Here is a 22,624-nt window from a genome sequence, read left to right as displayed (position 1 = left end):
CGCGCGCTGCGTACGATCACCGGACGTCTCCGCGATGACGCTGCGCACGATCGCCACACGAAAACAATAAGGTCGTACTGCTATGGTAGCAATATGATCATATTGCTACCTCGGTCCCGCGCGGCGACCATCCGTACCCGCCCGCAGGCCGGAAGGCACACGCGATGAGCCCGTCCGCGACCGTGCAGCTGAGCAGCGGCGCCGTCCGCGGCCGTCGGCACGACAGTCACCTGACATTTCACGGCATCCCCTACGCCGCACCACCGATCGGGGAGCGGCGATGGCGGCCGCCCGCGCCCGTCGCGCCATGGCCACAGATCCGGGACGCGACCGAGCCCGCGACCCCCGCACCCCAGCTGGCCCAGTCCTTCGCCGACATCACCTCCCTCGACGAGGACTGCCTGACCCTGGACGTCACCGTGCCGGGGACCCCGGGCACCGGCCGCCCGGTCGTGGTGTGGCTGCACGGCGGCGGCGGCACGAACGGAACCGCCGCCGGCTACGACTTCCGGCGGCTTGCCCTCGCCGGTGACGTCGTCGTCGTGGCGCCGAACTTCCGGCTCGGCGTGCTCGGCTGCTTCGGCCACCCCGGCCTGACCGATGGCGGCACCTACGGCTTGCAGGACCAGCAGGCCGCACTGCGCTGGGTGCAGCGCGAAATCACGCGCTTCGGCGGCGACCCGGCCAAGGTGACCCTCGCCGGAGAGTCCTACGGAGCCCTGATGATCGCCGCCCACCTGACGTCACCCGCGTCGGCCGGGCTGTTCCACCGCGCGATCCTGCAGAGCGCCTTCGCGGTGCTCGACTCGACCCCGGCGCACACCCTCATTCCCGGCGTTCCCGCACTCCCGCCACGATGGATCCCCACGGCCGAACTCGACCGGCTCGGCGCCGCCACCGCGGCCCAGCACGGCTGGGTCACCCCGGGCAGCACTCCCGAAGCGGCCCTCGCGCAGCTCCGGCAGGTCCCGGTGGCGGACCTGCTCCAGGCCTCGGCCGCCTTCATCCGACCGGCCTTCGGCGGCTCCGTCCTGCCCGGCTCCCCCGAGCAGGCTCTGCTCGCCGGACGTTTCCACAAAATACCGCTGATGCTGGGCACCACCCGCGACGAAGCGCGGTTCTTCGTTGGCCTCTTCTCCCAGCTCGCTGGGAACCCGGTCACCGCTGAACGCTATCCGGCCCTGCTCGCCGAAGCGTTCGGCGACGCCGCCCACGCCGTCGCCGAACAGTACTCGCTCGACCGCTTCCCCACCCCGGCCCTCGCCTGGGCGCAGATCTGCACCGACCGAGCCTGGGCCCGGCCGGCCTGGACCCTCGGCCGGACCTTCGCCGCACACACCCCGACCTGGTTCTACGAGTTCGCCGACCGGAACGCCCCGCCGCTCATCCCCTTTCCCGACTTCCCCACCGGCGCCCAGCACTCCAGCGACCTGGCGTACCAACTGGATTTCCCCGGCGCACCGGCGCTGTCGGCCGCACAACGCCGGCTCGGCGACCGGATGAACCGCTACTGGACGGCCTTCGCCGCCCACGGCGATCCCACCTGCTCAGGTCTGCCCGTCTGGCCTGGCCTCGGCAGCGGCCATGTGCAGTCCCTGACACCCGAACACATCGGTGCCACGAACTATCCGGCCGAACACCACCTCGACTTCTGGGCACGCATGCCCTGAGAGGTGTCTGTCCGCCGAAGCCGGGAGAGAAGGGCCGAGGTTCCTAGTGCTCGCTGCCGTGGTGGCCCAGCCCTCGGGACGTGTGGCGTGCGAGGTGTTCACCCAGGCCATGGAGCGATACGAGTGCTCCTTCGCACGATCTGGAGATCGTCGCCCGGTGAAAATCGGGTGACATTTCGCATCACTTGCCGGAATGTTGTGTGGGGTCGATGGGTTTTGTCGGTGGCGCAGGTCAGTCTGTGCATGACCACAACTTCTAGTGGGACCCAAGGCTGGGACTCCAGCCACGACCGTGTCATGTCAGACAACCCCAATCGAGGTGCCGTGCCCAGCCCACAGCTCGACTCACCCGCCAAACCCGCGGCCGCCGTTTCAGGTCGCACCCCGGCCGTGATCCGGCTGCTGGTGCTCGCCACGTTCGTGGTCATCCTCAACGAGACGATCATGATCAATGCGATCCCTCGGCTGATGGGCGCGCTGCACATCACCGAGCAGACCGCGCAGTGGCTCTCGACCGCCTTCATGCTGACCATGGCCGCCGTCATCCCGATCACCGGATGGTTCCTGCAGCGGGTGTCCACCCGCCACGCGTACGCCACCGCGATGGGTTTGTTCCTGCTCGGCACGGCGTTGGCCGCCGTCGCGCCGACGTTCGAGCTGCTGCTGGGCGCCCGCATCATCCAGGCGTCCGGGACGGCCGTGATGATGCCACTGCTGATGACCACGCTGATGCAGGTGGTGCCCGAGGCGGACCGGGGCCGGGTGATGGGCAACGTCACCCTGGCCATCTCGGTCGCGCCCGCAATGGGCCCGGCGGTCTCGGGAGTCATCCTCCAATTCGGGTCCTGGCGGCTGCTGTTCGCCGTGGTGCTCCCCATCGCCGCCGTGATCACATGGCGCGGCCTGAAGCAGCTCAAGAACGTCGGAGAGCCCCAGTTCAGCACCATCGACTGGTTGAGCGTGGTGACCGCGGCTGCGGGCTTCGGCGGCCTGGTCTACGGGCTCAGCCGGTTTGAGGGCGGTGATGTCCGCGTTGCCGCCGCGATCGTGGCGGCCGGCCTGGTCGCCATCGCCGTCTTCGTCGTCCGCCAGCTGTCGTTGCAGAAGCGCGGCGTGCCGCTGTTGGACCTGCGTACGCTGCGCCACCGCACCTACACGGTCGCGCTGATCCTGATGTCGGTGGCCTTCATGGCGATGCTCGGCTCGATGATCTTGCTGCCGCTGTACCTGCAGAACGTCCGCGAGCTCAGCGCCCTGCAGACCGGACTCCTCGTGATGCCGGGCGGCCTCGCGATGGGGCTGCTCGGTCCGACCGTCGGCCGCCTGTTCGACCAGTTCGGCGGCCGGGTTCTGGTCATCCCCGGCGCGATCGGGATCACGCTCGCGCTCGCCGGCTTCACCCAGGTCACGATGACCATGCCGTTCTGGCAGCTCCTCGGTCTGCACGCGCTGCTGATGGTGAGTCTGGCCGCGACCTTCACCCCGGTATTCACCCTCGGGCTCGGAGCAGTTCCGCCGCCGCTCTACTCCCACGGCAGCTCGATCCTGAGCACGCTGCAACAGGTCTCCGCGGCCATCGGCACCGCGCTCGTGATCACCGTGATGAGCGCGCGAGCCGATGTCCTGAGATCCGCGGGGGTTGCGGAGCAGCTCGCCAACCTCGACGGCATGCGGCTGGCCTTCATCATCGGCGCGGTGCTGTCCGTGGTCGTGGTCGTCACCGCCTTGCTCCTACCGGCCCGCGCGGACAGCACCGGCGAGCTCGAGGAATCCGGTTCGATGAAACCGGCGTGACGTCGGTGGAGTGGGACGCCGCTTCTGCTCCACCGTGCCGTAGCCCCTCTTCTTGGCATCGCGCAGGACGAGGGGCGCGATGATGGCGGCCACGACGACACGCGAACGCCGTCGATGAAGGTGGCGGACATGGGACCCTGCCAGGGGCTGGCGGGAATCAGTGGCGGGCGCAGAATCGTGCCTGGAGCAGGTTGACGGACGTGGTCATCGGGTCGTTCCAGTCGCCGTTCATGTTGGTCACGACCAGGTGCCCGCCGTCGCGGCTGCCCATCGCGTACGTCCACGAACCGAAGATCGAGCCGCCACCGCCCCAGACCGTCGCCCCGCACGGGAGCTCCTGGGAGTAGACGCCCAGCCCGTACCGGGTCCCGGGGATCCAGTCCGCCCCCTTCGTCGACACCATGGTGAACATCTCCCGCTGCTGCGCCGCCGGAAGCAAACGCCCGCCCAGCAGCGCCCCCATGAATCGGTGGATGTCCGCGGTCGTCGAGACCATGCCGCCGGCCGCCCAGGCCCAGCTCAGGTCCAGCTCGGTCACGTCCTGGATCGTCCCGTCAGGAAGCTTGGTGTAGTGGCGCGGGTGCGGGCCGCGGATCGCGGTCTCCTGTTCCGGCAGGTAGGTGCCCGTCAGACCGAGTGGACGGGCGATGCGCCGCGCGATCTCGTCGGACAGCTTCGCCCCCGTCACCTTCTCGATGATCAACCCGGCCAGGGTGTAGTTGACCTTGGAGTAGATGAAGCGTTTCCCCGGCTTCTCCGGTGCCGGGCTCTCCTGGCCGGGGATGGCGTCGGGGATGCCGCTTGTGTGGTTGAGCAGCTGCCGGATGGCGATCGTGCGGCCGTCCGCCCCTGCCTGCTCGGCCATGCCGGGCGCCCACTCAGCCACCGTGTCGTCCAGGCTCAGCTTGCGCTCCGCCACGAGTCGCAGGACCACGGTGGCCGTGAACGCCTTGGTCAGGCTGCCGATGCGGAACCGTTCCTGCGGCTGCCGCTTGCGGCGGGTCTCGATGTCAGCCACACCTGCCGTCCCGAACCATCGCGTACGGCCGTCGCGGACGTCGGCCACGATCCCGGGAACGCCGCCGCCCGCCACGGCTTGGTCCAGGACCCGCTGGAGGTTGTCATGGCGGCCCGTCGCCGCGGAGGCCCCCGTGGTCGTCATGGCGCTCCCTGCCACGGCCAGGGCGAGGACGAGCAGACCGCTCCTACCGAACTTACGCATTCCCATCTCCTTGTTCGCGCCCAGGACGCGGGGGTTCCGCGCAGGCACGCAAGCAACCGTAGTTGACTAATTTAGGGCTAGTCAACTCCGGTTGCTTAGCTGGATCAGGGAGTCAGATGTGCTCCAGGACCACGACGGGGATCCGCCTGCGGCTTCTGGCCTCGTAGGTCCGGTAGACCGGCGCGAGCTCGGTCATCACGCGCCAGAGCCGCTCCCGTTCCGGCCCTTCGGCGGTACGCGCGCGGGCGGCGAACCGCTCGCCGAGAATCTGCACGCCGACCTCCGGGTTCGCCACCACGTTGAGGTACCACGCGGGGTGCGTGTGGGTCACGGCCGAGCCGGACGCGACCAGGACGTAGCGGCCGTCGTCCTCGCCGAAGAACAGCCCCGTGCGCAGCCACCGGCCCGACTTCCTGCCCTTGACGGTCAGGACGAGGTTCGTCACCCCTCCTTCCAGGTAGCCGTCACGGCCCTCCGTGGCCAGGTAGCGGCGGACGTGCCCGGCGACCGAGGGGTCGGGGCTGTCCGCGGCGTCGTCCCACATCAATGGTCCCCCGCGGTGATGCCCTGGGCGAACCCGCCATCGACCGCGAGCTCGACGTTCGTGCTGAAGGTCGCGTCGAACGCCAGGAAGAGCGCCGCCGTGGCCACCTCTTCCACGGTGCCGTTGCGGCCCAGGGGCGTCACCTCGTCACCCTGCTTCTCGAACGCGGCCCGCTCCTCCTCCGACATCCCGGCCACGCCCATGGTGGGAGTCTTGATGAACCCGGGCGCCACCGCGTTGACCCGGATCCGCCGGGGCAGGAACTCGGCCGCCCACACCTGGGCGAACGCCCGCAACGCCTCCTTCGAGCCGGAATAGGCGCTCATACCGGGGAACACGCGGTCGTTGGCGACAGTTGTGAGGATGATCGCGCCGCCGTCGCCGATGAGCGGGGCCAGCCGCTGGACGGTGAAGAAGGAGCCCTTGGCGTTGATGTCGAAGTGGCGGTCGTAGGACGCCTCCGTCACCTGCTCCAGCATCTCCGGCTCGGCGATGCCGTGATTGACGAACACGGCGTCGATCCGGCCGAACGTGCTCTCGACCTGCGCCCCGAGGGCGTCGATGTCCGCCAGGTCGGCAGCGTCGGAGCGCACCGCGTGCCCGGCGGCCCCGAGCTCCGCGCGGGCCCGTGCGAGTGCGGCCTCGTTTCGGCCGGTTACCAGGACCTCCGCGCCACCGTCCACCAGGGCCTTGGCGATGGCCAGTCCCATGCCGTGCGTGCCGCCCGTGATGACGGCCTTCTTGCCTGCGTATCGCGTCATGATCATTGTCCTTCATATGGCGATCTAGTGCTTCCACAGTGGCGCAGGCGGCTTTCGGCGGGATTGTGGTGGACTTCTGGATCCGTTTCGCTCGGCTACTGTGACGGCATGCGCTTCGGGGTGCTCGGTCCGCTGGCGGTGTGGACGGCGGACGGCAGGCACTTGCGCGTGCCGGAGGCCAAAGTCCGGCTGCTGCTCGCCGCCCTGCTGGCGCGCCGGGGCCGGACGGTGCCCGCCGACCGGCTGATCGACGACCTGTGGGGCGAGCGGCTGCCGGCCAAACCCGCCGCGGTTCTGCATACCAAGGTGTCGCAGCTACGCCGGGCCCTGGAGGACGCCGAGCCGGGCGGACGCGACCTCGTGACGTCGGAGCCGGCGGGGTTCGCCGTACGCGTGGGCCCGGATGCGGTGGACGCCGGGGACTTCGCGGCACTCGTCGCCCGCGCGTACGGGACCGAGGACCCGCGGGAGCGGGCCACGCTGCTGACGGACGCCCTGGCCCTGTGGCGCGGTCAGGCGTTCGCCGACTTCTCCGACCTGGAGTTCGCCCGCGCGCCGGCCGCGCGGCTGGAGGAGGAGCGGCTGGTCGCCCTGGAACACCTGGCAGAAGCGCGGCTGGACCTCGGCGACCACAGCCTGCTGACCGCGGAGCTCGGCGACCTGGTGACCCGCCATCCGCTGCGGGAGCGGCTGCGGGCGGCGCACGTCCGGGCCCTGTACGGCGCGGGCAGGCAGGCCGAGGCGCTGGCCAGTTACCGGGAGCTGCGCGACCTGCTCGACGCGGAGCTCGGCGTCGAGCCCGCTCCGGAGCTGGCCGCCCTCCACCAGGCGGTACTCCGCCAGGACCCCGCGCTGAGGGCTGCGCCGCCTGCCGCTCTCCGCCAGGCGGTTCACGGGCAGGGCCGCACGCCGGAGGCCGCCGGCCGTTCGCGGACGAACCTGCCCGCACCGCGTACCGAACTCATCGGCCGTGACGAGGCCGTCGTCCGCACCTCGTCACTGCTGGCGCAGGCACGGCTGGTGACGCTGACCGGCCCGGGCGGCGTGGGGAAGACCCGGCTGGCGGTGGAGGCGGCCGGGCAGGCGCTCGGCGACGTACCTGACGGGGTGTGGCTGGTCGAGCTTGGAGCGCTGGAACGCTCCGCGCGAGAGACGGAGCTGGCCGAGACGATCGCCCGCGCCATCGGCCTGCGCGACGACGGCAACGGCCCGGCCGACCAGGCCGAACGGCTCGTCTCCGCGCTGCGGGACAAGCGCGCGCTGGTGCTGCTCGACGGCTGCGAACACGTCGTCGAGCCCGTCGCCGCCCTTTGCGACCGACTGCTCAAGGCCGCGCCCGGCCTGCGCATCCTGGCCACCAGCCGGGAGCCCTTGGAACTGTCCGGCGAGGCACTGCTGCCGGTGCCGCCGCTGGACCTCCCCGCTCCCGGCGCCGGCGTGGCCGGTCTGGAGGCGTCCGGCGCGGTCCGGCTGTTCGTGACCAGGGCGGCGGCCACCGCGCCGGGGTTCGCCCTGGACGCGGGCAACGCCGAGGCCATCGAGGCGATCTGCCGCCGGCTCGACGGCATCCCGCTGGCGCTCGAGCTGGCCGCCGCCAAGGTCCGCACGCTAGGTGTGCACGAGCTGGAGAACCGGCTGGACGACCGGTTCCGGCTGCTGGCGGGGCGGCAGCGCGACGTCCCGGCCCGGCAGCGGACCCTGCGCGCGGTGATCGACTGGAGCTGGAGCCTGCTCACCGAGCCCGAACGCGTCCTGCTGCGCCGGTTGGCCGTCCACGTCGGCGGATGCACGCTGGAGTCGGTGGAGCGCGCCTGCGCGGGCGATGGCGTGGCCGCGGCGGACCTGGCGGACCTGCTCGGCCGCCTGGTGGACCGGTCTCTGGTCGTCATGGCGGACGACGGCGGCACGCCCCGATACCGGCTGCTGGAGTCCATCGCCGCCTACTGCCTGGAGCGCCTGGGCGAGGCAGGAGAACTCGACCTGGTCAGGCGGCGGCACCGCGATCACTACACCGGTCTGGCCGAACGTGCCGAGCCGCGGTTGCGCGGGCACGACCAGCGGCTGTGGCTGCGGCGGCTGGACGCCGAGGCCGCCAATCTGCGCGCCGCACTCGACGGCGCCATCCACGACGGCGCCGGCGATGCGGCGATCCGCCTGGCCAACTCCCTGGCCTGGTACTGGGTTCTGACGGGCCGGCTCGGGGAGGGACGTTGCGCACTGACCGCGGCGCTGGAGGCCGACGACGCAGCCACCTTCGAAGCGCGGGCCACGGCGGAGACCTGGCGAACGGGCTTGGCGATGTTGGCCGGCACCGGTCCACAGCCCCAGGACGAGCGGGCAGGGCAGCCGGCCGAAGCCGGGAACGGGGCGGCATCAGGTGGCGCCGCGAGCGCCATGGCGGGGTGGTTGCGGGCCCACGCGTCGATCGACTTCGGCGATCTGGCCGCCGTCGAGGCCGGGGTCCGACAGGCGCTGACCGAGTTCCGGGCCGCGGGCGACCGCTGGGGCGTAGCCGCCGCGCTGATGAGCCGCGCCAAGCACGCCCTGGTTCGCGGCGACCTGGCTACGCTGGAACGCGACGGCTCGCGCAGCCTGGAGATGTTCCGGGACGTCGGCGACCGGTGGGGCCAGATCCAGGCCGCTAACCTGCTGGGCACGCTGGCCGAGATCACCGGGGACTACGACCGGGCGATGCGCCTGCGCCGGGACGGTCTGCGCATGGCCGAGGAACTCGGGCTGTGGAGCGAGATGTCGTACCGGCTGTCGGCCCTCGGCCGTACCGCGCTGCTCATGGGAGACCACGCCGCGGCCGGGGAGTTCCACCTCCGCGCCCTGGAGCAGGCGGCGCAGCAGTCGAACACCCTCGCCCAGGAGCTCGCCGAGATCGGCCTGGCTCTCGGCGCCCGCCGCCAGGGCAGGCTGGACGAGGCCGAGGCGCGCCTGCGCACCTGGCTCGACTGGAATCGCCAGATCGCCCCGGACAACGGGACCGCGCTGATCCTGGCCGAGCTGGGCTTCATCGCCGAGCAGCGCGGCGACGCCCGTGCGGCCATGGCCCTGCACGAGGAAGGACACGCCGCGGCCCGCGCAACCGGCGACCCCCGGGCCATCGCGCTCGCCCTGGAAGGGCTCGCCGGGGCCCACGCGCTCGCCGGCCGTCATCAGCGGGCGGCCTGGCTCCTCGGTACGGCCGCCGCCGCGCGGGCATCCGCCGGCGCTCCGCTACCGCCGGCCGAACGCGGCGACGTCGACCGCATCACGGCGGCGGTCCGCCGCGCCCTCGGCGAGGAGCTCTTCGCCTCCGAGTCCGCTGCGGGCGCCGCTCAACCCGTCGAATAGCCACGACCGCGAGGACATCCGCCCCGCGACCCGCGCCAACCGGGTCCCCTGGTGACCACCTCGATGAACGTGACCGTGCTGACTGCGCTCCGAAGCCGGCGTGCTCCGTCGCCGTTCTGCCGAGTGGAAGACAGCATCGCGCCATCACCGGGAGGCGGCGGCCATGGCCGGCGGGCTCCAGGTGTACTCGACGACGTCGAGCTCCACCCCGCCCGCGGCCTGCTCCACGAACTCCTTGCCGGGTTCGCCACCCATCCGCTCGTAGAACGCCCGCGCCGGGGCGTTGTCGCGCAGCACCTCCAGGTAGAGGTCCCTGCCGGGGTGGTCGGCGGCGGCCCAGCCGAAGGCCCGCAGCATGAGCCGCCGATCCGTACGGCCTGCCCGGATCGCCCGTGCATCGCCGTCCGGAGGATGGCGCTGCACGGGATCACCGATGTGCCTCAGCTACGCCACGTGACCTGGTCGAATACGGCGGTGGCGAGGGTGTCCGGGCTCCCGGACGTCACGGCGAGGCCCGCGTAGTACGGGGCGTCGCCGAAGGCCGCGAGGGTGTCCTCGCCCACCGTCGTCCAGGTCTCGCCGTCCCCCGACACGGAGGCGGTGAAGACCAGGCCCCTGCGCCGCAGCCGCAGCCAAAGCGGGGCCTCGGAGAACGACGGGCCGTTCACCGCGGGCGCGCTGCCGGCCACCTTGGCACGCCGGATCAACTGGCACGCGCCGCTTCCGCCGGTGGCCACCACCGTCCCGGCCATCAGGTCGAAGGGATTGAGGGACTTCGCCATCACCACCCCCACCCGGCCGGGTTGGCCGGTCGGGCGGGTCAGCCGGGCCGTGAACTCCGCGTCCCCGGTCAGCGGCACGTAAGCGAAATGCGCGCTCGCCCCCTGCCCGTTGACGTTGATGTCAGCGCCCGCGCCGCGCACGGTGAAGACCCCGTCGTCATGGTGGGTGATCCCGGGTGTGCGGACGACCACCACGCCGTACGCGCCGAGCAGCCGCTCGTCGTGGACCACGTCGCCGAGGTCGCGGTACGCCCAGGGCGCGGGTGGGGCGGCGGCCACGGTCAGCGCGAGTGCCGCCGTTCCCGAGCCTCTCGCGTTCTCCGCCGTCAGCTGGATGGAGTACTCCCCGGCCGCGGCAGGGGTCCCGGTGATGAGACCGGTTCGGGGATCGATGCTCAGCCCGCCGGGCAACCCCGTCGCCGTGAACCGTACGGGATCGCCCGTGGCGCGCACGAGCAGGCGGAACGGCCGTGCGGCGGTGCCGTACGCGGCCTTGGGGACGGACAGCGCGGGCGCCGCGGACGGCTGGGGCATCACGGCGCTCACCGGCCGCGAACGCGGCCCCGTTCCGGCTGTGTTGCCGCGCGCGACGACATAGTGGTACGTGCGGCCGGGTACGCCGGTGGCGTCCCTGAACCGGGTGCGGGTTCCGAAGCCGACCGGAGCGACGCCGGTGGCCAGCACCCGGTAGGTGCCACGCTCCGTGTCCCCCCGCCACACCGTGTACCGCCCGGACAGGTCGTCGTCCCGCCACGCGAGCTGGACCGCGGAGTCGTCCCCCGCCGCCCGCACCTCGCTCACGCCACCCTGCGGCTGCGAGACCGACCAGCCGGTGGACCCGGACTCCACCGTGACGTTGTCGAAGCAGGCCGTGCCTGTCTCGGCATAGTCCTCCGCGACCCCCAGGCACGAGGTGAAGGCGAGTCCCACCAAGGTGTGCCCGCCCAGCGGCAGTTCGTCCGATCCCACCTTGGTCCACTCGTGCCCGTCCGGCGAGATCTCCCCCGTGAGGACGGCTCCCTTGCGCGTGATCCGCACCCAGTAGGGCATCCGGAGCCGGTAGCCGTCGCCCGCCGCCTCCACGTAGGGGGATTCCAGCGGCGTCGCAGACTCGGGCAGCGGCCCCAGCTCAGAGATCGGGAACGCGGCGTTGACGGAGATCGCCGGGCGCTGGGACGGCGGCACGGGTATGGAGCCGGTGCCGCGCGTGGTGCCGCCGGGCTTGGTCCGCACCGTCCACACCCCGCTCCAGGCGTGCAGCGGCAGACCCTGCAGCAGCATCGCCGCGTGTGGGGCGCCCGCCTCCAGCGAGCCGCGCACCATGACGCCCACCTGGGAGTACTGCGAGCTGAGCGGGTACACGATCCGGGCCGTGACGGCGCCGTCCCCCGGCAGCGGCAGCCAGGCGAAGCGGAAGGAGTCGGCGGTCCCGGCGATTCCGGTGCCGCCCGCCTCCATGGTGACGCGCTCCCCGTCGTACCCGGTCGAGCCCTTCGGCCGGGCATCACCGATGTCGTCGGTACGCCAGGGCGCAGGCAGTCCAGCGGCGGCCACGGCGGGCAGCGACCGGGGACCGGTGCCTTGGCCGTTGGCCGCCGTGATGGTGTACGCGCAGGCGCGGCCCGCGCCTGCGGTGTGATCCGTGTACGAGGTCGAGGTGAGCTCGTCCGCGAGCAATGTGTACGCGTCGGCGTCCGGCTCCTTCCGCCACACGGCGTAGGTCTGGGCGCCGACGACCGCCGGCCACGTCACGTCGGTCCCGGCGCCGCCGGACGCCGCCGTCACACCGGCCGGCGCGGTCGGCGCTCCGGCCGGCAGCCCGGAGCCGCGCTCCGTACCGGCGAAGGTGAGCGTTCCCCAGGACGGGTGGTCGTCGTTGTAGCCCTCGACCACGCGCGACCCGCCCGCACCCCGGAAGATCACCTTCTCGGTGTAGGGGGCGGATTTGCCGAGGCGTCCCGCGTAATGGGCGTACGCCATCTCCCACAGCGGCCGGAACACGCCGCGCTGCCGGTCGGAGACGGCCGTTTTGATGTATTTGCCGGTGCGGTCGAGGTCGGCGGTGAACGGCACGGAGTCATCGCCGAGGTTGTAGCGGGCGAAGTACTCGAAATTGGCGAGGATCCGGTCGCCTGCGAAGCCGAAGAGGTCCACTCCCTGCTGCCAGGCGACCTGGGCCGCGTCCGCGAGCAGGCCGACCGCGAGCTGCTCGTGGGGCTGGTCGCGGCCGGACTCCTGGCCCTGCCCGGCGGCCGTGACGATGCGATGGAGCACGGAGCCGTTGCCCGCCCCGGCCACCGCGAACCGCATGGCGTCCTCGAACATCACCCTGTCGTCGCAGAACACTGCGATGGCAAGGATCGTGCGGAGCGCGGCGACGTCCCAGTTGCCGTTGGCGTACAGGCAGTAGCCGGACACCGCCGGATACCAGACGTCGGTGAAGGAGCGGACGCAGCGCTGCACCGACGCCTCGGGCCAGCCGTCGTAACCGGTGTGCCGGAGGATCTCGGCGGCGTTGACGAACTTGAAAGCTTGGAGTCCGGCGCCGAGCTGCCCGTCCGCGCCGGTGACGCCGGTCAGGGAGGCGGCCCAGGCGTCCAGGATGTCGCGGGCCTTGTCGGCGTGGCGCACGTCACCGGTGATCGCCCACATCAGGGCGTTCTGGTACGCGGCGGCCGCGTCGGCGACGGCCTGGTTCGCGAAGTTGGTGGGGCCGCGGCCCCAGGTCGTGATCTGCCCGGTGTTCTGGACGGTGTAGGTGTGCTGGGAGCGCGCGTGGGCGGCCATCGCGGCGAAGCCCGCGGCGATCGGGTCGCGTTTCGCCGCGACCGCGGACTTCATCCGGTCCAGGTCCTCGCGGGAGTGGAGGAGACCTGGATGCGCGAAGGCGAACGCTTTGTCCGCGTTCGCTTCTTCCGCGTTCAGGGCCCACGCGGGCGTGGCGGAAGCGGACAGCAGCCCGCTTCCGGACACGGTCGCGAGCCCCGCCACGCCGAGGAACGACCGTCGGCTGAGGGAAGGCACGGGTGACTCCTTGATCAGGCGGGGTGCCGCACGGTGAGGGCGAGGGACTTCGTCGCCGTGCCCACGCTGTTCGTGGCCGAGACGGTGACCGTGTAGCTACCGGGGACCTGCGGGGTTCCGGAGATCAGGCCGGTGTTCTTGTCGACCGTGAGGCCCGCCGGCAGGCCATCGGCGTTGAACGACGTCGGCAGCGCGGTCGCGGTGATCAGGTGGTTGAAGATCTGACGTGCGGTGGCCGCGGCCTCGCCCGCGCTGGTGATCCCGGGCGTGACGGTGGCCGCGGCCGCGGCGGAGTCCAGGAAGCGGAGGTCTTTCACGTGCTCGTTGACGAACATCGGCACCATGTCCTGGGTCAGGTACCAGCGGGGCTTCTGCATCGTGTCGGCGATGACCGTGCCGTTGATCGCCAGGTTCTGGAAGGTGACGTTCTTGACGGGGCGCTCGGCGTCGTAGCCGACGATGACCGACATATTTGCGCGCTTGCCGTCGTACTTCAGGTTCCGCACGTACACGTCCTCGATGCCCCGGCCCGGGGAGGAGTTGTACCGGTTGGCCATGACCCGCATGTTGATCAGCTGGCCCCAGCGGATGTCCTCCACCCGCACGTCCTGGATGCGAATGTTGCGGATGAGGTTGCTGTCACCGGTGTTCATGGCGAAGCAGCCCTGGTAGAGGATCTGGGGCTCGCGGTGGTCGAGAACGTCGATGTTGCTGAACACCACGTTCTCGATGACCTCGGGCTTGTCGGGGTTGCCGTGCGTGCCCATGTTCACCGGGTGCGCGACATCGGCCCAGAGGATGGAGTCGCGCACGGTGATGTTGCGGGTGTCGCCGTAGTAGTCCCAGCGGTGCGCGTAGATGGCGATGCAGTCGTCGCTGTTCCGCATGAACACGCCTTCGATCAGGACGTCCTCGCTGCTGAACACGTCGATGCCGTCACCCCACTGGCCGTTGCTGTAGCAGTGCAGGTTGCGGACGGTGACCTGCTTGGACTGGCCGATGGTGCAGGCGTAGCCGGTGCGCGGGTTGAGCACCAGAATGCCGTCGATCTCGATGTTCTTGGAGAACGCCGCCGTGATCCCGCCGTCCGCGTTCCACAGGATGCCCCGGCCGAGCAGCCGGGCGTTCTCGACCTTGTTGAACTCCACCCGGGCCTTCAGCACCGCGCCGCCGGCCAGGTACACCGTCTTGCCGCTGGGCACCATCAGCACGTTGTCGGCGACGGTGTGCAGGCCGGGGCCGAAGTAGATGACGTCGGGGTCGTCCTGCTCGGGCCGCTGCGCCTCGATCGGGTTGGCGTGCAGCTGCAGGTTGTCGAAGATCTCGCCGTCGATCTCGATGGAGAGGTTGCGCGGCTCACTGAGCGCGAAGCGCACGGTGTCCCCGGCCACTTCGTGCTTGATGTCGTACGACAGCGGGCGGATCCGCGCGGAGCCGATGGCGCCCTTGGACGAGGTGACCTCGACCTCCACGGTGCCGTTGAAGTCGAAGGTGGCGACCGAGGTGTTCCGAACGATGCCGGCGCCCGTCTTTTCGTTGATCGTCTTCGTCAGGCCGCGGAGGACGGGCACCGGCTGCCACTGGCCGTTCGGGGTGCGGGCCTTGACGGAGAAACTCGCGTTGGTCGGCACCCCGGCCGGGACGGGGTACACCACCAGCCGGTCGGCGACCTCGGGCCTGTCGTCCGCGCTCGCGGCACCGGCCATCGTGTTGATCAAGGAGTATGTGGCGGCGGTGGCACCCGCGGCCTGGATGAAAGTGCGCCGGGTGAACCCGATGCCGTGGCGGTCCGTCATTGGGGGGTTCCTTCGGGGTGAGGGTTCGAGTACTCGTCCGATTTCTGCTGACATGTCGCCTTATGGCACCGGAAACCGCTTTCCAGCGCCCTGCGTAGATATATCGCGCATGTCCCTATAGGGGAACCGGTCGACCGAAACCTCTGCTTCGAATATGTTTCGGCGCATTGTCTGCAGCCCTGGGGAGAGGATGAGGGCCGCACGACCTCATCGCAGCCGCTCCACCCACGCGGGCTCGCGGCAGGGTGGCACCTGTGCGGGATGGCTGTCGTCCATGGCCATGCCCCTTCCGACATTCCCCGGCTCCTCGGGAAGACTTTCACCGTAATCGCGTGGTCACAGATGGCATACTTTGGGCGTGCCATCCCGTATCCCCCGTGAGGATGCCTGTTACGTCGGCGGCGCCATGCCGACGCTCGTCCTCTATTCGGCCGAGCCCGTCGTCCAGCTCCCCAAGTTCGAGCTCGTCGCCGGTAGACCGTCGACCTGCACAGGCTGGGAATTCGTGCCTGGGCTGACCTTCTCGATCGTCGATGGTCCAGGCACGTTCGGGCTCCTGGTCGACGGGATCACGCATCCGGACGAGGCCGACGAGCGCTTCGACTGGCTGGGCGCCGTGGATCGGGCCGGGGGTGCGGTCGTGGTGGTCGTCGATCCGCGGAGCACGACGCACGACTGGGCGTCCCTGGCCGAGAGCGGACGGGCGCGGGGCGGGTTCGTGCCGGTCATCCGGCGTTCGGGCTGAACAGACCGCTGGGAGTAGTCACGATAATCCCCATCCGGGGCTAACTATATGCATTAACCTTGCGACTGTGGGTAACGAAGCCGTCGCGCGAGTCGTGCACCGCATCGGGCGGCGCGGCGCCTCTCTGGCGTTCGTCGGGCTCCTGTGCCTGGCCATCGCCGTCTCCCTGGCGTTCGCGCCGGCCGACCAGCGGGCCACCCCCTCCTACGCCATGCTGGCGTCCGTCGCCCCGCTGACCGTCTGGGCGCTGGCCTGGGGCGTCATCGGCACGCTGTGCCTGGTGCAGACGTTCATGCGCTCGGACCGGGTCGCCTTCGCCGCCGCCACGGCCCTGCTCCTGCTGTACGGCCTGGTCTACCTGCTCTCGACGTTCACCGGCGACAATCCGCGCGGCTGGGTCGGCGGCGCCGTCTGGCTCGCGTTCGGCGGCTGGCTCGCGCTGATCGCCACCTGGCCGGAGGCCGTCGCCGTCGACCGGCTCCCGGAGACCGGCTCGGCGGCCGTGGTCGTCGCCGACGCCTCCGGGGTCATCCTGTCGTGGAATCCGCAGGCCGCGGCCTTGTTCGGCTGGAGCACCGACGAGGCGGTCGGGCGGCCGCTCACGGTCCTGATGCCGCGCCGCTTCCGCGAGCAGCACGCCGCCGGGCTGGCCAGGGTGCACTCCACGGGACGGTCGGAGCTGGCCGGGCGCATCATTCCGCTGGTCGGCCTGCGTCGCGACGGCAGCGAGTTCCCCATCGCGCTGACCGTCAACGCCTGGCACAGCGATGAGGGCATCACCTACACCGGGGTGATCAGGCCAGTGGGAGGAGGCCGCGATGTCCGGGCTGAGTGACATCCTCCTCCAGCTCGCCGTCGGCGGCGTCCCGCTCGGTGTGGCCTACCTCGCCTTCCGCTCGGCCACCGACGCCAACAAGAAGACGCAGCAGACCGCGTTGATGCAGGCCGAGCGCCAGGCGGAGCTCGAACGCTCCAAGGTCGACGCGGAGGCGTTCCTGCGCGCCAAGACGATCTACGAGGACGCGCTGAGCCAGATGGAGAAGCAGATGGCTCGGGTGCAGAGCCAGTCCGCGCAGCTCACTGCCGATCTGGCCAACGAGCAGAGCACCTCGACCGCGATGCGCGACCAGAGCCGCCGGTTGCAGGCGCAGATCCGCGCGCTCGAACGTACCGTGATCGCCTTGCGGGCCCAGCTCGTCGCGGCGGGGCTGTCGCCGGTGCCCTTCTCCGAGACCACCGGCCCTCATTCGCTCGGCCCGCGCGAGGCGCGATAGAAGCTAGAGCCCGTGCGCCTGGGCCAGCAGCTCGGCCGAGCGCAGCCACGCCTTCCTGCCGGGCGCGCCGAACACCACGATCAGCTCGTCGGCCTGGGCGTGCGCGGCGAACTGGCCGACATACTTCGTCACCTCGCCGGGGTCCCCGACGGCGGAGTATTTGGTCATCTGCAGGATCTGCTGCCCGGCCGCCGACGCGAGGATCAGGTCGGCCTCCTCGGGCGTGAACGTGCGTCCCCGCCCGAGGAACCTGCTCACCCTGAGCCGTTTGGCCGCCAGGAACTGCTCCTGCGCCTCCTCGGTCGTGTCCGCCGCGATCACGTTGAGCGCGGCCATCACGTACGGCTCCGCCAGCTGCGCTGACGGCTTGAACTCGCGCCGGTAGAGCGCGACGGCCTCCTCCAGCGCGGCGGGGGCGAAGTGGGAGGCGAATGCGTACGGGAGCCCCAGCGTGGCGGCGAGCTGCGCGCCGAACAGGGAGGAGCCGAGGATGTACAGCGGCACGTCGGTCCCCTTGCCAGGGGTGGCGTCCACGCCCGGAATCCGCGACTCGCCCGACAGGTATCCCTGCAGCTCCAGCACATCCTGCGGGAACGCGTCCGCGGACGAGGGAGTGCGGCGCAGGGCCCGCATGGTCTGCTGGTCGCTGCCGGGCGCCCGGCCGAGTCCGAGGTCGATACGCCCGGGGTGCAGGGTTTCCAGGGTGCCGAACTGCTCGGCGATGGTCAGCGGGGCGTGGTTCGGGAGCATGACGCCGCCGGCTCCGAGGCGGATGGTCCGGGTGTGTGCGGCGATGTGAGCGATGAGCACGCTGGTCGCCGAGGAGGCGATGCTCGGCATGTTGTGGTGCTCGGCGTACCAGATGCGCTTGTATCCGAGCTCCTCCGCGCGCTGCGCCAGGGCCACGCTCGCGGTGAAGCTGTCGCGCGCCGTCTCGCCCTCGCCGATATGCGCCAGATCAAGGATGGACAGCGGCAGAGCCATGGGGGACGCGCCTTTCGCCGATCGGGCTTTGGGACCTGGCTGTTGGCAACAGCCGGGAAGGCGCGGTTATTTCGCTGGGCCCCCGGCGCGGGGGCCCAGCGAGAGTTCAGGAGGTGGTGCAGGTGACCGGGGACGGGATGCCGTTCTGGCCGGTCCAGTTGCCGAGGAAGCCGAACGTGGTGGTGGCGCCGGCGGGCAGGGCGCCGTTGTGGGTGACGTTCGTCACAGTGACGGTGCCGCTGCCGGAGAGGGTGCCGTTCCAGAGTTGCGAGATCGTCTGCCCGTTCGGGAACGTCCAGCCGACCTTCCAGCCGGAGATGGCGGACGAGCCCGCCTTCACGGTGACCTCACCCTGGAAGCCGCCCTGCCACTGGCCCGTCACCTTGTAGGTCGCGGTGCAGCCCGCCGGTCCCGTGGTCGGCGTCACGGTGGGGGTGACCGTGGGGGTGACCGTGGGGGTGACGGTGGGGGTCACCGGCGGCGGGGCTGCGATGGCCAGGTCGTACGCCCGCTGCGGCACGAACTGGCCCGCGCCCGCGATGCACCCGTCGGCCTCGCCGGGCGGCTTGACCCAGAGGAAGGCGTCGATGGCCGCATCACCGGTGCTGGTGGTGCTCCAGGTGCCCGTCGCGCGGCCGACTGGGTCACACCACTCGCTTCCGGCCGGGCCGTTGCCGTTGCGGCTGGTGTCGATGACGGCCTTCAGCCTGGACACACCGGTCGCCGCGATCACGTTCTTCGCGTACGACACCAGCCCGGGCGTCGAGCGGTAGTTCGAGGTGTTGACCGCGATGCCGTCGGCGCTGTTGGCGACGTCCGCGCCGGCCAGCCTGGAGGCGGCCTCCCCGGCGGACAACCAGGCGTCGTGCCCGATGTCGAAGTAGACCTTGGCCTGACCCCTCAGCTTCTTGCCCGCGTACGCCATGGAGGCCTTGACCTCGGCCTGCTCGGCGGCGTTCATGCAGTTGGTCATGATGGCGAGGGCGTCCGGCTCCAGGACGATCGTCGCCGGCCGGCCGGCGAGCCCGGCCGCGATCTGGTCGATCCAGGCGCGGTAGGACGCGTGGTCGGGCGCGCCGCCCGCGCTTGGGCCGCCGCAGTCGCGGTTCGGCATGGCGTACACGGCCATGATCGGAATCTTGCCCGCCGCCGCGGCGGCGCCGACGTACGCGTCGACCTGGCTGCGCACAGTGGAGGGGTTGTACGTGGCGAACCACCTGCCCTGCGGCACGGCGGCGATCCGGTCCCTGATGACGGGGGTACGGCTGTCGTTCGGGTTCGCGGCCACCCACTTGGCGGCGTTGGTCTGCGGATCCACATAGAAAGCGGAGTCGGCGGCCTGGGCGGTGGACGAGGAGAGGACGACCGCCCCTGCCGCGGCCATGGCGGCCGCCGTCAGGAGCACCGCCAACATGGGCCTTCTGCGAGACATGAAATCACTCCGTCGGTCATGTGGGAGCGCTCCCACCGGTACCCCGGATGGTAGGGAGCGTCACCGCACGGTCAAAGACCTCCGATCGCTCATGGACGCGTATCCGCAGGCTGGCGCCATGCCGGGGGTGAAAGTTTCACTCGGCCAGGCACGCCTGGAAGACCGCGGTCAGCCGGTCCAGGTCGGCCGCCGTCGGTGCCTCGGGGCCGAGGCGGCGGCGCATGGCGCCGATGCCCAGGAACATCGCCGCGGCCATGTGCGCCCTGGCATGGGCCTCAGGGCCGCCGAGCTGGGCCTCCAGCGGCTCCATCACGGCCGTGATCAGGCGCCGGCGGGCCACCTCCTGGACTTCGGGGTGGAGCGCAGAACGCTCCAGCGCGCGCAGGATCGGGCTCTCGGGCGGGTGCCGCATGCGCTCGGCCGCGTATTCGGCCAGCCGCCTCGGCAGCCCCTCCCTGTCGCCCGCGAAGATCGTGGCGATCGTCGGCTCGCCGTCCAGCACCGCGCCGAACAACCCGGCCTTCGACCCGAAATAGCGGCCCACCAGGGCAATGTTGGCCTCCGCCGCGGCCGCGATCATGCGGACCGTCACCTGCTCGTAGCCGTATTCGCCGAACAGCGTGCGCGCCGCCCGCAGGATCCGCTCCCGGGTGGCCTCGCGGTCGCGCGGCCTGCCCTCGGTCACCTGGGCATCCATGCCCCGCACTCTACTAACAGCACCCCCTACTTGCCGCCCGGCAAGTAAACAGGCGTATACTCAATTCAGTCGAAATCTGTACGAAGGGGATGTTGGTGTCTTGGTAGCCCCAGCGCAGACCGCCTCCCCCGCGAAGCGGAACTACTCTCACCGCGAAATCCTCGAGATCATGTCCGGGCTGATGCTCGCGATGCTCACGTCGATGATCTCGACTTCGGTGGTGAGCACGGCTCTGCCGACGATCGTGGGGGAGCTCGGCGGTCAGGACGAGTACTCATGGGTGGCGAGCGCCACCATGCTGACGATGACGGTGTCCACGCCGCTGTGGGGCAAGCTGTCCGATGTCTTCGGGCGCAAGCTGCTCTTCCAGACCGCTCTGGGGCTGTTCGTCGCGGCGTCGATGGTGGCCGGTCTGTCCCAGAACATGGGAGAGCTCATCGCGGCGCGGGCCGTACAGGGCTTGGGCGTCGGAGGTTTGTCGGCGCTCGCCCAGGTGATCCTGGGGGACATCGTCTCGCCCCGTGAACGCGGCCGGTACTCCGGCTACATGGGGGCGGTCTTCGGCATCTCCACGGTCGCGGGGCCGTTGCTCGGCGGGTTCATCGTGGACGCCGACTGGCTCGGCTGGCGCTGGTGTTTCTACGTCGTGGTGCCGTTCGCGCTGGTGGCGTTCATCGTGATCCAGAAGGTGCTACGGCTGCCGGACATCAAGCGGAGCACCTCGATCGACATCTGGGGCGCGACCACGATCACGGCCAGCGCCGGCGCGCTCATGCTGCTGCTGACGCTCGGCGGCAACGAGTTCGAGTGGAACTCGCCCTGGACCTATGCCCTTGGCGCGATCAGCTTGCTGACGCTGGCGCTCGCGGTGCCGGCCGAGCGGACCGCGCGCAACCCGATCCTGCCGCCCAGGCTGTTCCGCAACCGTACGTTCGTGCTGACCAGCCTCGCCGCGCTGTGCGTCGGCATGGCGCTGTACGGCGCGATGATCTATCTGCCCCAGTACCTGCAGATCGTCAAGGGCCTCAGCCCGACCAACTCCGGGCTGATGACGCTGCCCATGGTGATGGCACTCTTCCTGGCCAGCGTGATCTCCGGCAGGATCGTCGCCAGGACCGGCCGGTGGAAAATGTTCCCGGTCGCGGGCCTGCTGATCGTGGCCGTCGGGCTGTTCCTGCTGTCCCGGCTGCACGTGGGCTCCGGCGAGTGGCTGATCGGCTTCTACGTGGGCGTGCTCGGCCTCGGCCTCGGCCTGTCCATGCAGATGCTCATCCTGGCCGCCCAGAACGGCTCCGAGCCGCGTGACATGGCCTCGACCACGGCCGGCGTCTCGTTCTTCCGCTCGCTGGGCGGCGCCGTCGGCGTGGCGGCGTTCGGCGCGATCCTGACCAACCGGCTCCAAGACGAGATGGCGGCAATGCTCAGCGCAGCAGGTATCAGCCTGCCCGGCGGATCGGACCTCCAGCTCGGCACCCCGGGCGCTATCCAGCAACTGCCGGGGCCGATCAAGAACATCGTGCTGGAGTCGTTCACGCGCGGGCTGGAGACCGTGTTCATCGTGGGCGTACCCGTCGCGCTGATCGGACTCGTGGCCACGGTCTTCCTCAAGGAGCTGCCGCTGCGCGGCGGCGCGGCGGCCCCGCCGGCGCCCGAGCCGCTCAGCAAGGACGACCTGGTCCTGGCCGGGCTCCTGCTGGAGCTCGTGGCTCAGCGCATCGAGCGGGTGAACGGCGAGCAATCCGCGCTGCTCACCGCGGTCGCCAGGATGGCGCCGCCGGACGGCCGCTCCGAGCGCGAGCGTGCCAGGTCGGTAGCGCAGAACGTGCTGCGTCCCACCTCGCGCGCGCTGATCGCGCAGGTCAGGTCGCCGCGGAAAGACCTCGTAACAGGAGGAATCTCGCAATGATTCGCAAGTTCGTGGGCGCCGTCGCGGCGGCCCTGACGGCACTGGCCGGGCTGTGGCTGATGATCGCCCCCTACGCCCTCGGCACCCAGCCCGACAACGCCGGCTGGACGGACCCCACCAAATCCGAGTTCTTCACCGGTCTGGGCGTGGCCGTCGTGGGGATCGTGGGCGTGATCAGCTTCGCCCTGGCCATCCACGAGGAACTGGTGACGCGGGGCCTGGTGATCGTACGGCCGCACAAGGTCGAACCGGAGCCCGAGCCCGTGCCCGCCGCGCCCCAGGCGTCGTCCGCCGAGCTGGCGAGCCTGCTGGCCCCGCTCGTCGAGGCGCTGCGTGAGGACCTGAACAGGACCCAGGGAACCGGCGAGCACCGCCAGAACGGCAAGCCGTCCCTGGCCGGGATCGAGGAGAACCGATGAAGGCGAAGCTGGGCGTGTCCGCCCTGGTCCTGCTGTTCCTCGGCGGCCTGTGGCTGGTCGCCGCCCCGTTCGCGGTCGGCTACCAGCCGAGGGGCGCCGCGTACGCCGACGCGACGGTCAACGACCTGTGGGTCGGCGGCTCGATCGCCGTCCTCTCGTTCGCGTCCCTCGTGACCTACGCGGCCGACGCCCTCCGCGAGCTGGCCCGGCGCGGCAAGCACGCGGACGGCTGACC

18 protein-coding genes are annotated in these 22,624 nt (G+C 70.8%); 9 read left to right on the top strand and 9 right to left on the bottom strand.

Going from position 1 to position 22,624, the window contains the following annotated elements; translation table 11 throughout:
- Nucleotides 1-164: 164 nt before the first annotated feature.
- Entirely contained in the window at nucleotides 165-1,670 is a 1,506-nt protein-coding gene (locus tag ACTMTI_RS06120; protein WP_441118656.1) for a carboxylesterase/lipase family protein, read from the top strand.
- Nucleotides 1,671-1,892: 222 nt separating this feature from the next.
- On the top strand, nucleotides 1,893-3,464 hold the full coding sequence (locus ACTMTI_RS06115; RefSeq protein ID WP_441118655.1) for an MDR family MFS transporter: 1,572 nt from the start codon (nucleotides 1,893-1,895) through the stop codon (nucleotides 3,462-3,464).
- A 157-nt stretch (nucleotides 3,465-3,621) separates the two neighbouring features.
- On the opposite strand, the gene ACTMTI_RS06110 is transcribed toward ACTMTI_RS06115, so the two are convergent.
- From ACTMTI_RS06110 to ACTMTI_RS06100, 3 genes are all read right to left on the bottom strand, one after another.
- On the bottom strand, nucleotides 3,622-4,686 hold the full coding sequence (locus ACTMTI_RS06110; protein WP_441118653.1) for a serine hydrolase domain-containing protein: 1,065 nt from the start codon (nucleotides 4,684-4,686) through the stop codon (nucleotides 3,622-3,624).
- Nucleotides 4,687-4,798: 112 nt separating this feature from the next.
- Entirely contained in the window at nucleotides 4,799-5,230 is a 432-nt protein-coding gene (locus ACTMTI_RS06105; RefSeq protein WP_441118652.1) for a nitroreductase/quinone reductase family protein, read from the bottom strand.
- Nucleotides 5,230-5,991: an SDR family oxidoreductase gene (locus tag ACTMTI_RS06100; RefSeq protein WP_441118651.1), complete on the bottom strand. Its 762-nt coding sequence runs from the start codon at nucleotides 5,989-5,991 to the stop codon at nucleotides 5,230-5,232. The genes ACTMTI_RS06105 and ACTMTI_RS06100 overlap by 1 nt, the downstream gene beginning before the upstream one ends.
- 108 nt (nucleotides 5,992-6,099) lie before the next feature.
- Between ACTMTI_RS06100 and ACTMTI_RS06095 the strand changes: the two genes are divergently transcribed.
- A complete protein-coding gene (locus ACTMTI_RS06095) occupies nucleotides 6,100-9,330 on the top strand; it encodes an ATP-binding protein (RefSeq protein WP_441118649.1) in 3,231 nt (1,076 codons plus the stop codon).
- A 144-nt stretch (nucleotides 9,331-9,474) separates the two neighbouring features.
- Here the strand turns inward: ACTMTI_RS06095 and ACTMTI_RS06090 are convergent, their stop codons facing one another.
- Genes ACTMTI_RS06090 through ACTMTI_RS06080 form a run of 3 tightly spaced genes read right to left on the bottom strand, consistent with a single transcriptional unit; the run spans nucleotide 9,475 to nucleotide 14,932 of the window.
- A complete protein-coding gene (locus ACTMTI_RS06090) occupies nucleotides 9,475-9,753 on the bottom strand; it encodes a hypothetical protein (protein WP_441118647.1) in 279 nt (92 codons plus the stop codon).
- A gap of 17 nt (nucleotides 9,754-9,770) precedes the next feature.
- The gene (locus ACTMTI_RS06085; RefSeq protein ID WP_441118645.1) at nucleotides 9,771-13,136 is read right to left on the bottom strand and encodes a putative Ig domain-containing protein; all 3,366 of its coding nucleotides are present in this window, start codon (nucleotides 13,134-13,136) and stop codon (nucleotides 9,771-9,773) included.
- A 14-nt stretch (nucleotides 13,137-13,150) separates the two neighbouring features.
- Nucleotides 13,151-14,932 (bottom strand): putative Ig domain-containing protein, encoded by a 1,782-nt coding sequence (locus ACTMTI_RS06080; RefSeq protein WP_441118644.1) that lies wholly within the window; start codon nucleotides 14,930-14,932, stop codon nucleotides 13,151-13,153.
- Nucleotides 14,933-15,290: 358 nt separating this feature from the next.
- Here ACTMTI_RS06080 and ACTMTI_RS06075 point away from each other — a divergent pair, with 358 nt between their 5' ends.
- The 3 genes from ACTMTI_RS06075 (at nucleotide 15,291) to ACTMTI_RS06065 (ending at nucleotide 16,951) form a co-directional block, all read left to right on the top strand.
- Nucleotides 15,291-15,677: a hypothetical protein gene (locus tag ACTMTI_RS06075; protein WP_441118643.1), complete on the top strand. Its 387-nt coding sequence runs from the start codon at nucleotides 15,291-15,293 to the stop codon at nucleotides 15,675-15,677.
- Between the two features lie 67 nt (nucleotides 15,678-15,744).
- Nucleotides 15,745-16,512: a PAS domain S-box protein gene (locus ACTMTI_RS06070; RefSeq protein WP_441118642.1), complete on the top strand. Its 768-nt coding sequence runs from the start codon at nucleotides 15,745-15,747 to the stop codon at nucleotides 16,510-16,512.
- A complete protein-coding gene (locus tag ACTMTI_RS06065) occupies nucleotides 16,496-16,951 on the top strand; it encodes a hypothetical protein (protein ID WP_441118641.1) in 456 nt (151 codons plus the stop codon). Before ACTMTI_RS06070 ends, ACTMTI_RS06065 begins: the two co-directional genes overlap by 17 nt.
- A 3-nt stretch (nucleotides 16,952-16,954) precedes the next feature.
- Here the strand turns inward: ACTMTI_RS06065 and ACTMTI_RS06060 are convergent, their stop codons facing one another.
- The 3 genes from ACTMTI_RS06060 to ACTMTI_RS06050 form a co-directional block, all read right to left on the bottom strand.
- The gene (locus ACTMTI_RS06060) at nucleotides 16,955-17,935 is read right to left on the bottom strand and encodes an LLM class flavin-dependent oxidoreductase (RefSeq protein ID WP_441118640.1); all 981 of its coding nucleotides are present in this window, start codon (nucleotides 17,933-17,935) and stop codon (nucleotides 16,955-16,957) included.
- A gap of 106 nt (nucleotides 17,936-18,041) precedes the next feature.
- Nucleotides 18,042-19,349, bottom strand: a complete 1,308-nt coding sequence (locus ACTMTI_RS06055; RefSeq protein WP_441118639.1) for a glycoside hydrolase family 6 protein — start codon at nucleotides 19,347-19,349, stop codon at nucleotides 18,042-18,044.
- Nucleotides 19,350-19,503: 154 nt separating this feature from the next.
- Nucleotides 19,504-20,064, bottom strand: coding sequence for a TetR/AcrR family transcriptional regulator (locus ACTMTI_RS06050; RefSeq protein WP_441118638.1), 561 nt, complete (start codon nucleotides 20,062-20,064; stop codon nucleotides 19,504-19,506).
- A gap of 100 nt (nucleotides 20,065-20,164) precedes the next feature.
- Between ACTMTI_RS06050 and ACTMTI_RS06045 the strand changes: the two genes are divergently transcribed.
- The 3 genes from ACTMTI_RS06045 to ACTMTI_RS06035 are packed head-to-tail and all read left to right on the top strand — an operon-like array spanning nucleotide 20,165 to nucleotide 22,622.
- Entirely contained in the window at nucleotides 20,165-21,970 is a 1,806-nt protein-coding gene (locus tag ACTMTI_RS06045; protein WP_441118637.1) for an MDR family MFS transporter, read from the top strand.
- The gene (locus ACTMTI_RS06040) at nucleotides 21,967-22,389 is read left to right on the top strand and encodes a hypothetical protein (protein ID WP_441118636.1); all 423 of its coding nucleotides are present in this window, start codon (nucleotides 21,967-21,969) and stop codon (nucleotides 22,387-22,389) included. The genes ACTMTI_RS06045 and ACTMTI_RS06040 overlap by 4 nt, the downstream gene beginning before the upstream one ends.
- Entirely contained in the window at nucleotides 22,386-22,622 is a 237-nt protein-coding gene (locus ACTMTI_RS06035) for a hypothetical protein (RefSeq protein WP_441118635.1), read from the top strand. The genes ACTMTI_RS06040 and ACTMTI_RS06035 overlap by 4 nt, the downstream gene beginning before the upstream one ends.
- Nucleotides 22,623-22,624: the final 2 nt, after the last annotated feature.

This window comes from Nonomuraea sp. H19 (assembly GCF_052068215.1).
GTDB lineage: Bacteria > Actinomycetota > Actinomycetes > Streptosporangiales > Streptosporangiaceae > Nonomuraea.
This window is presented reverse-complemented; position numbering and strand designations above follow the sequence as displayed.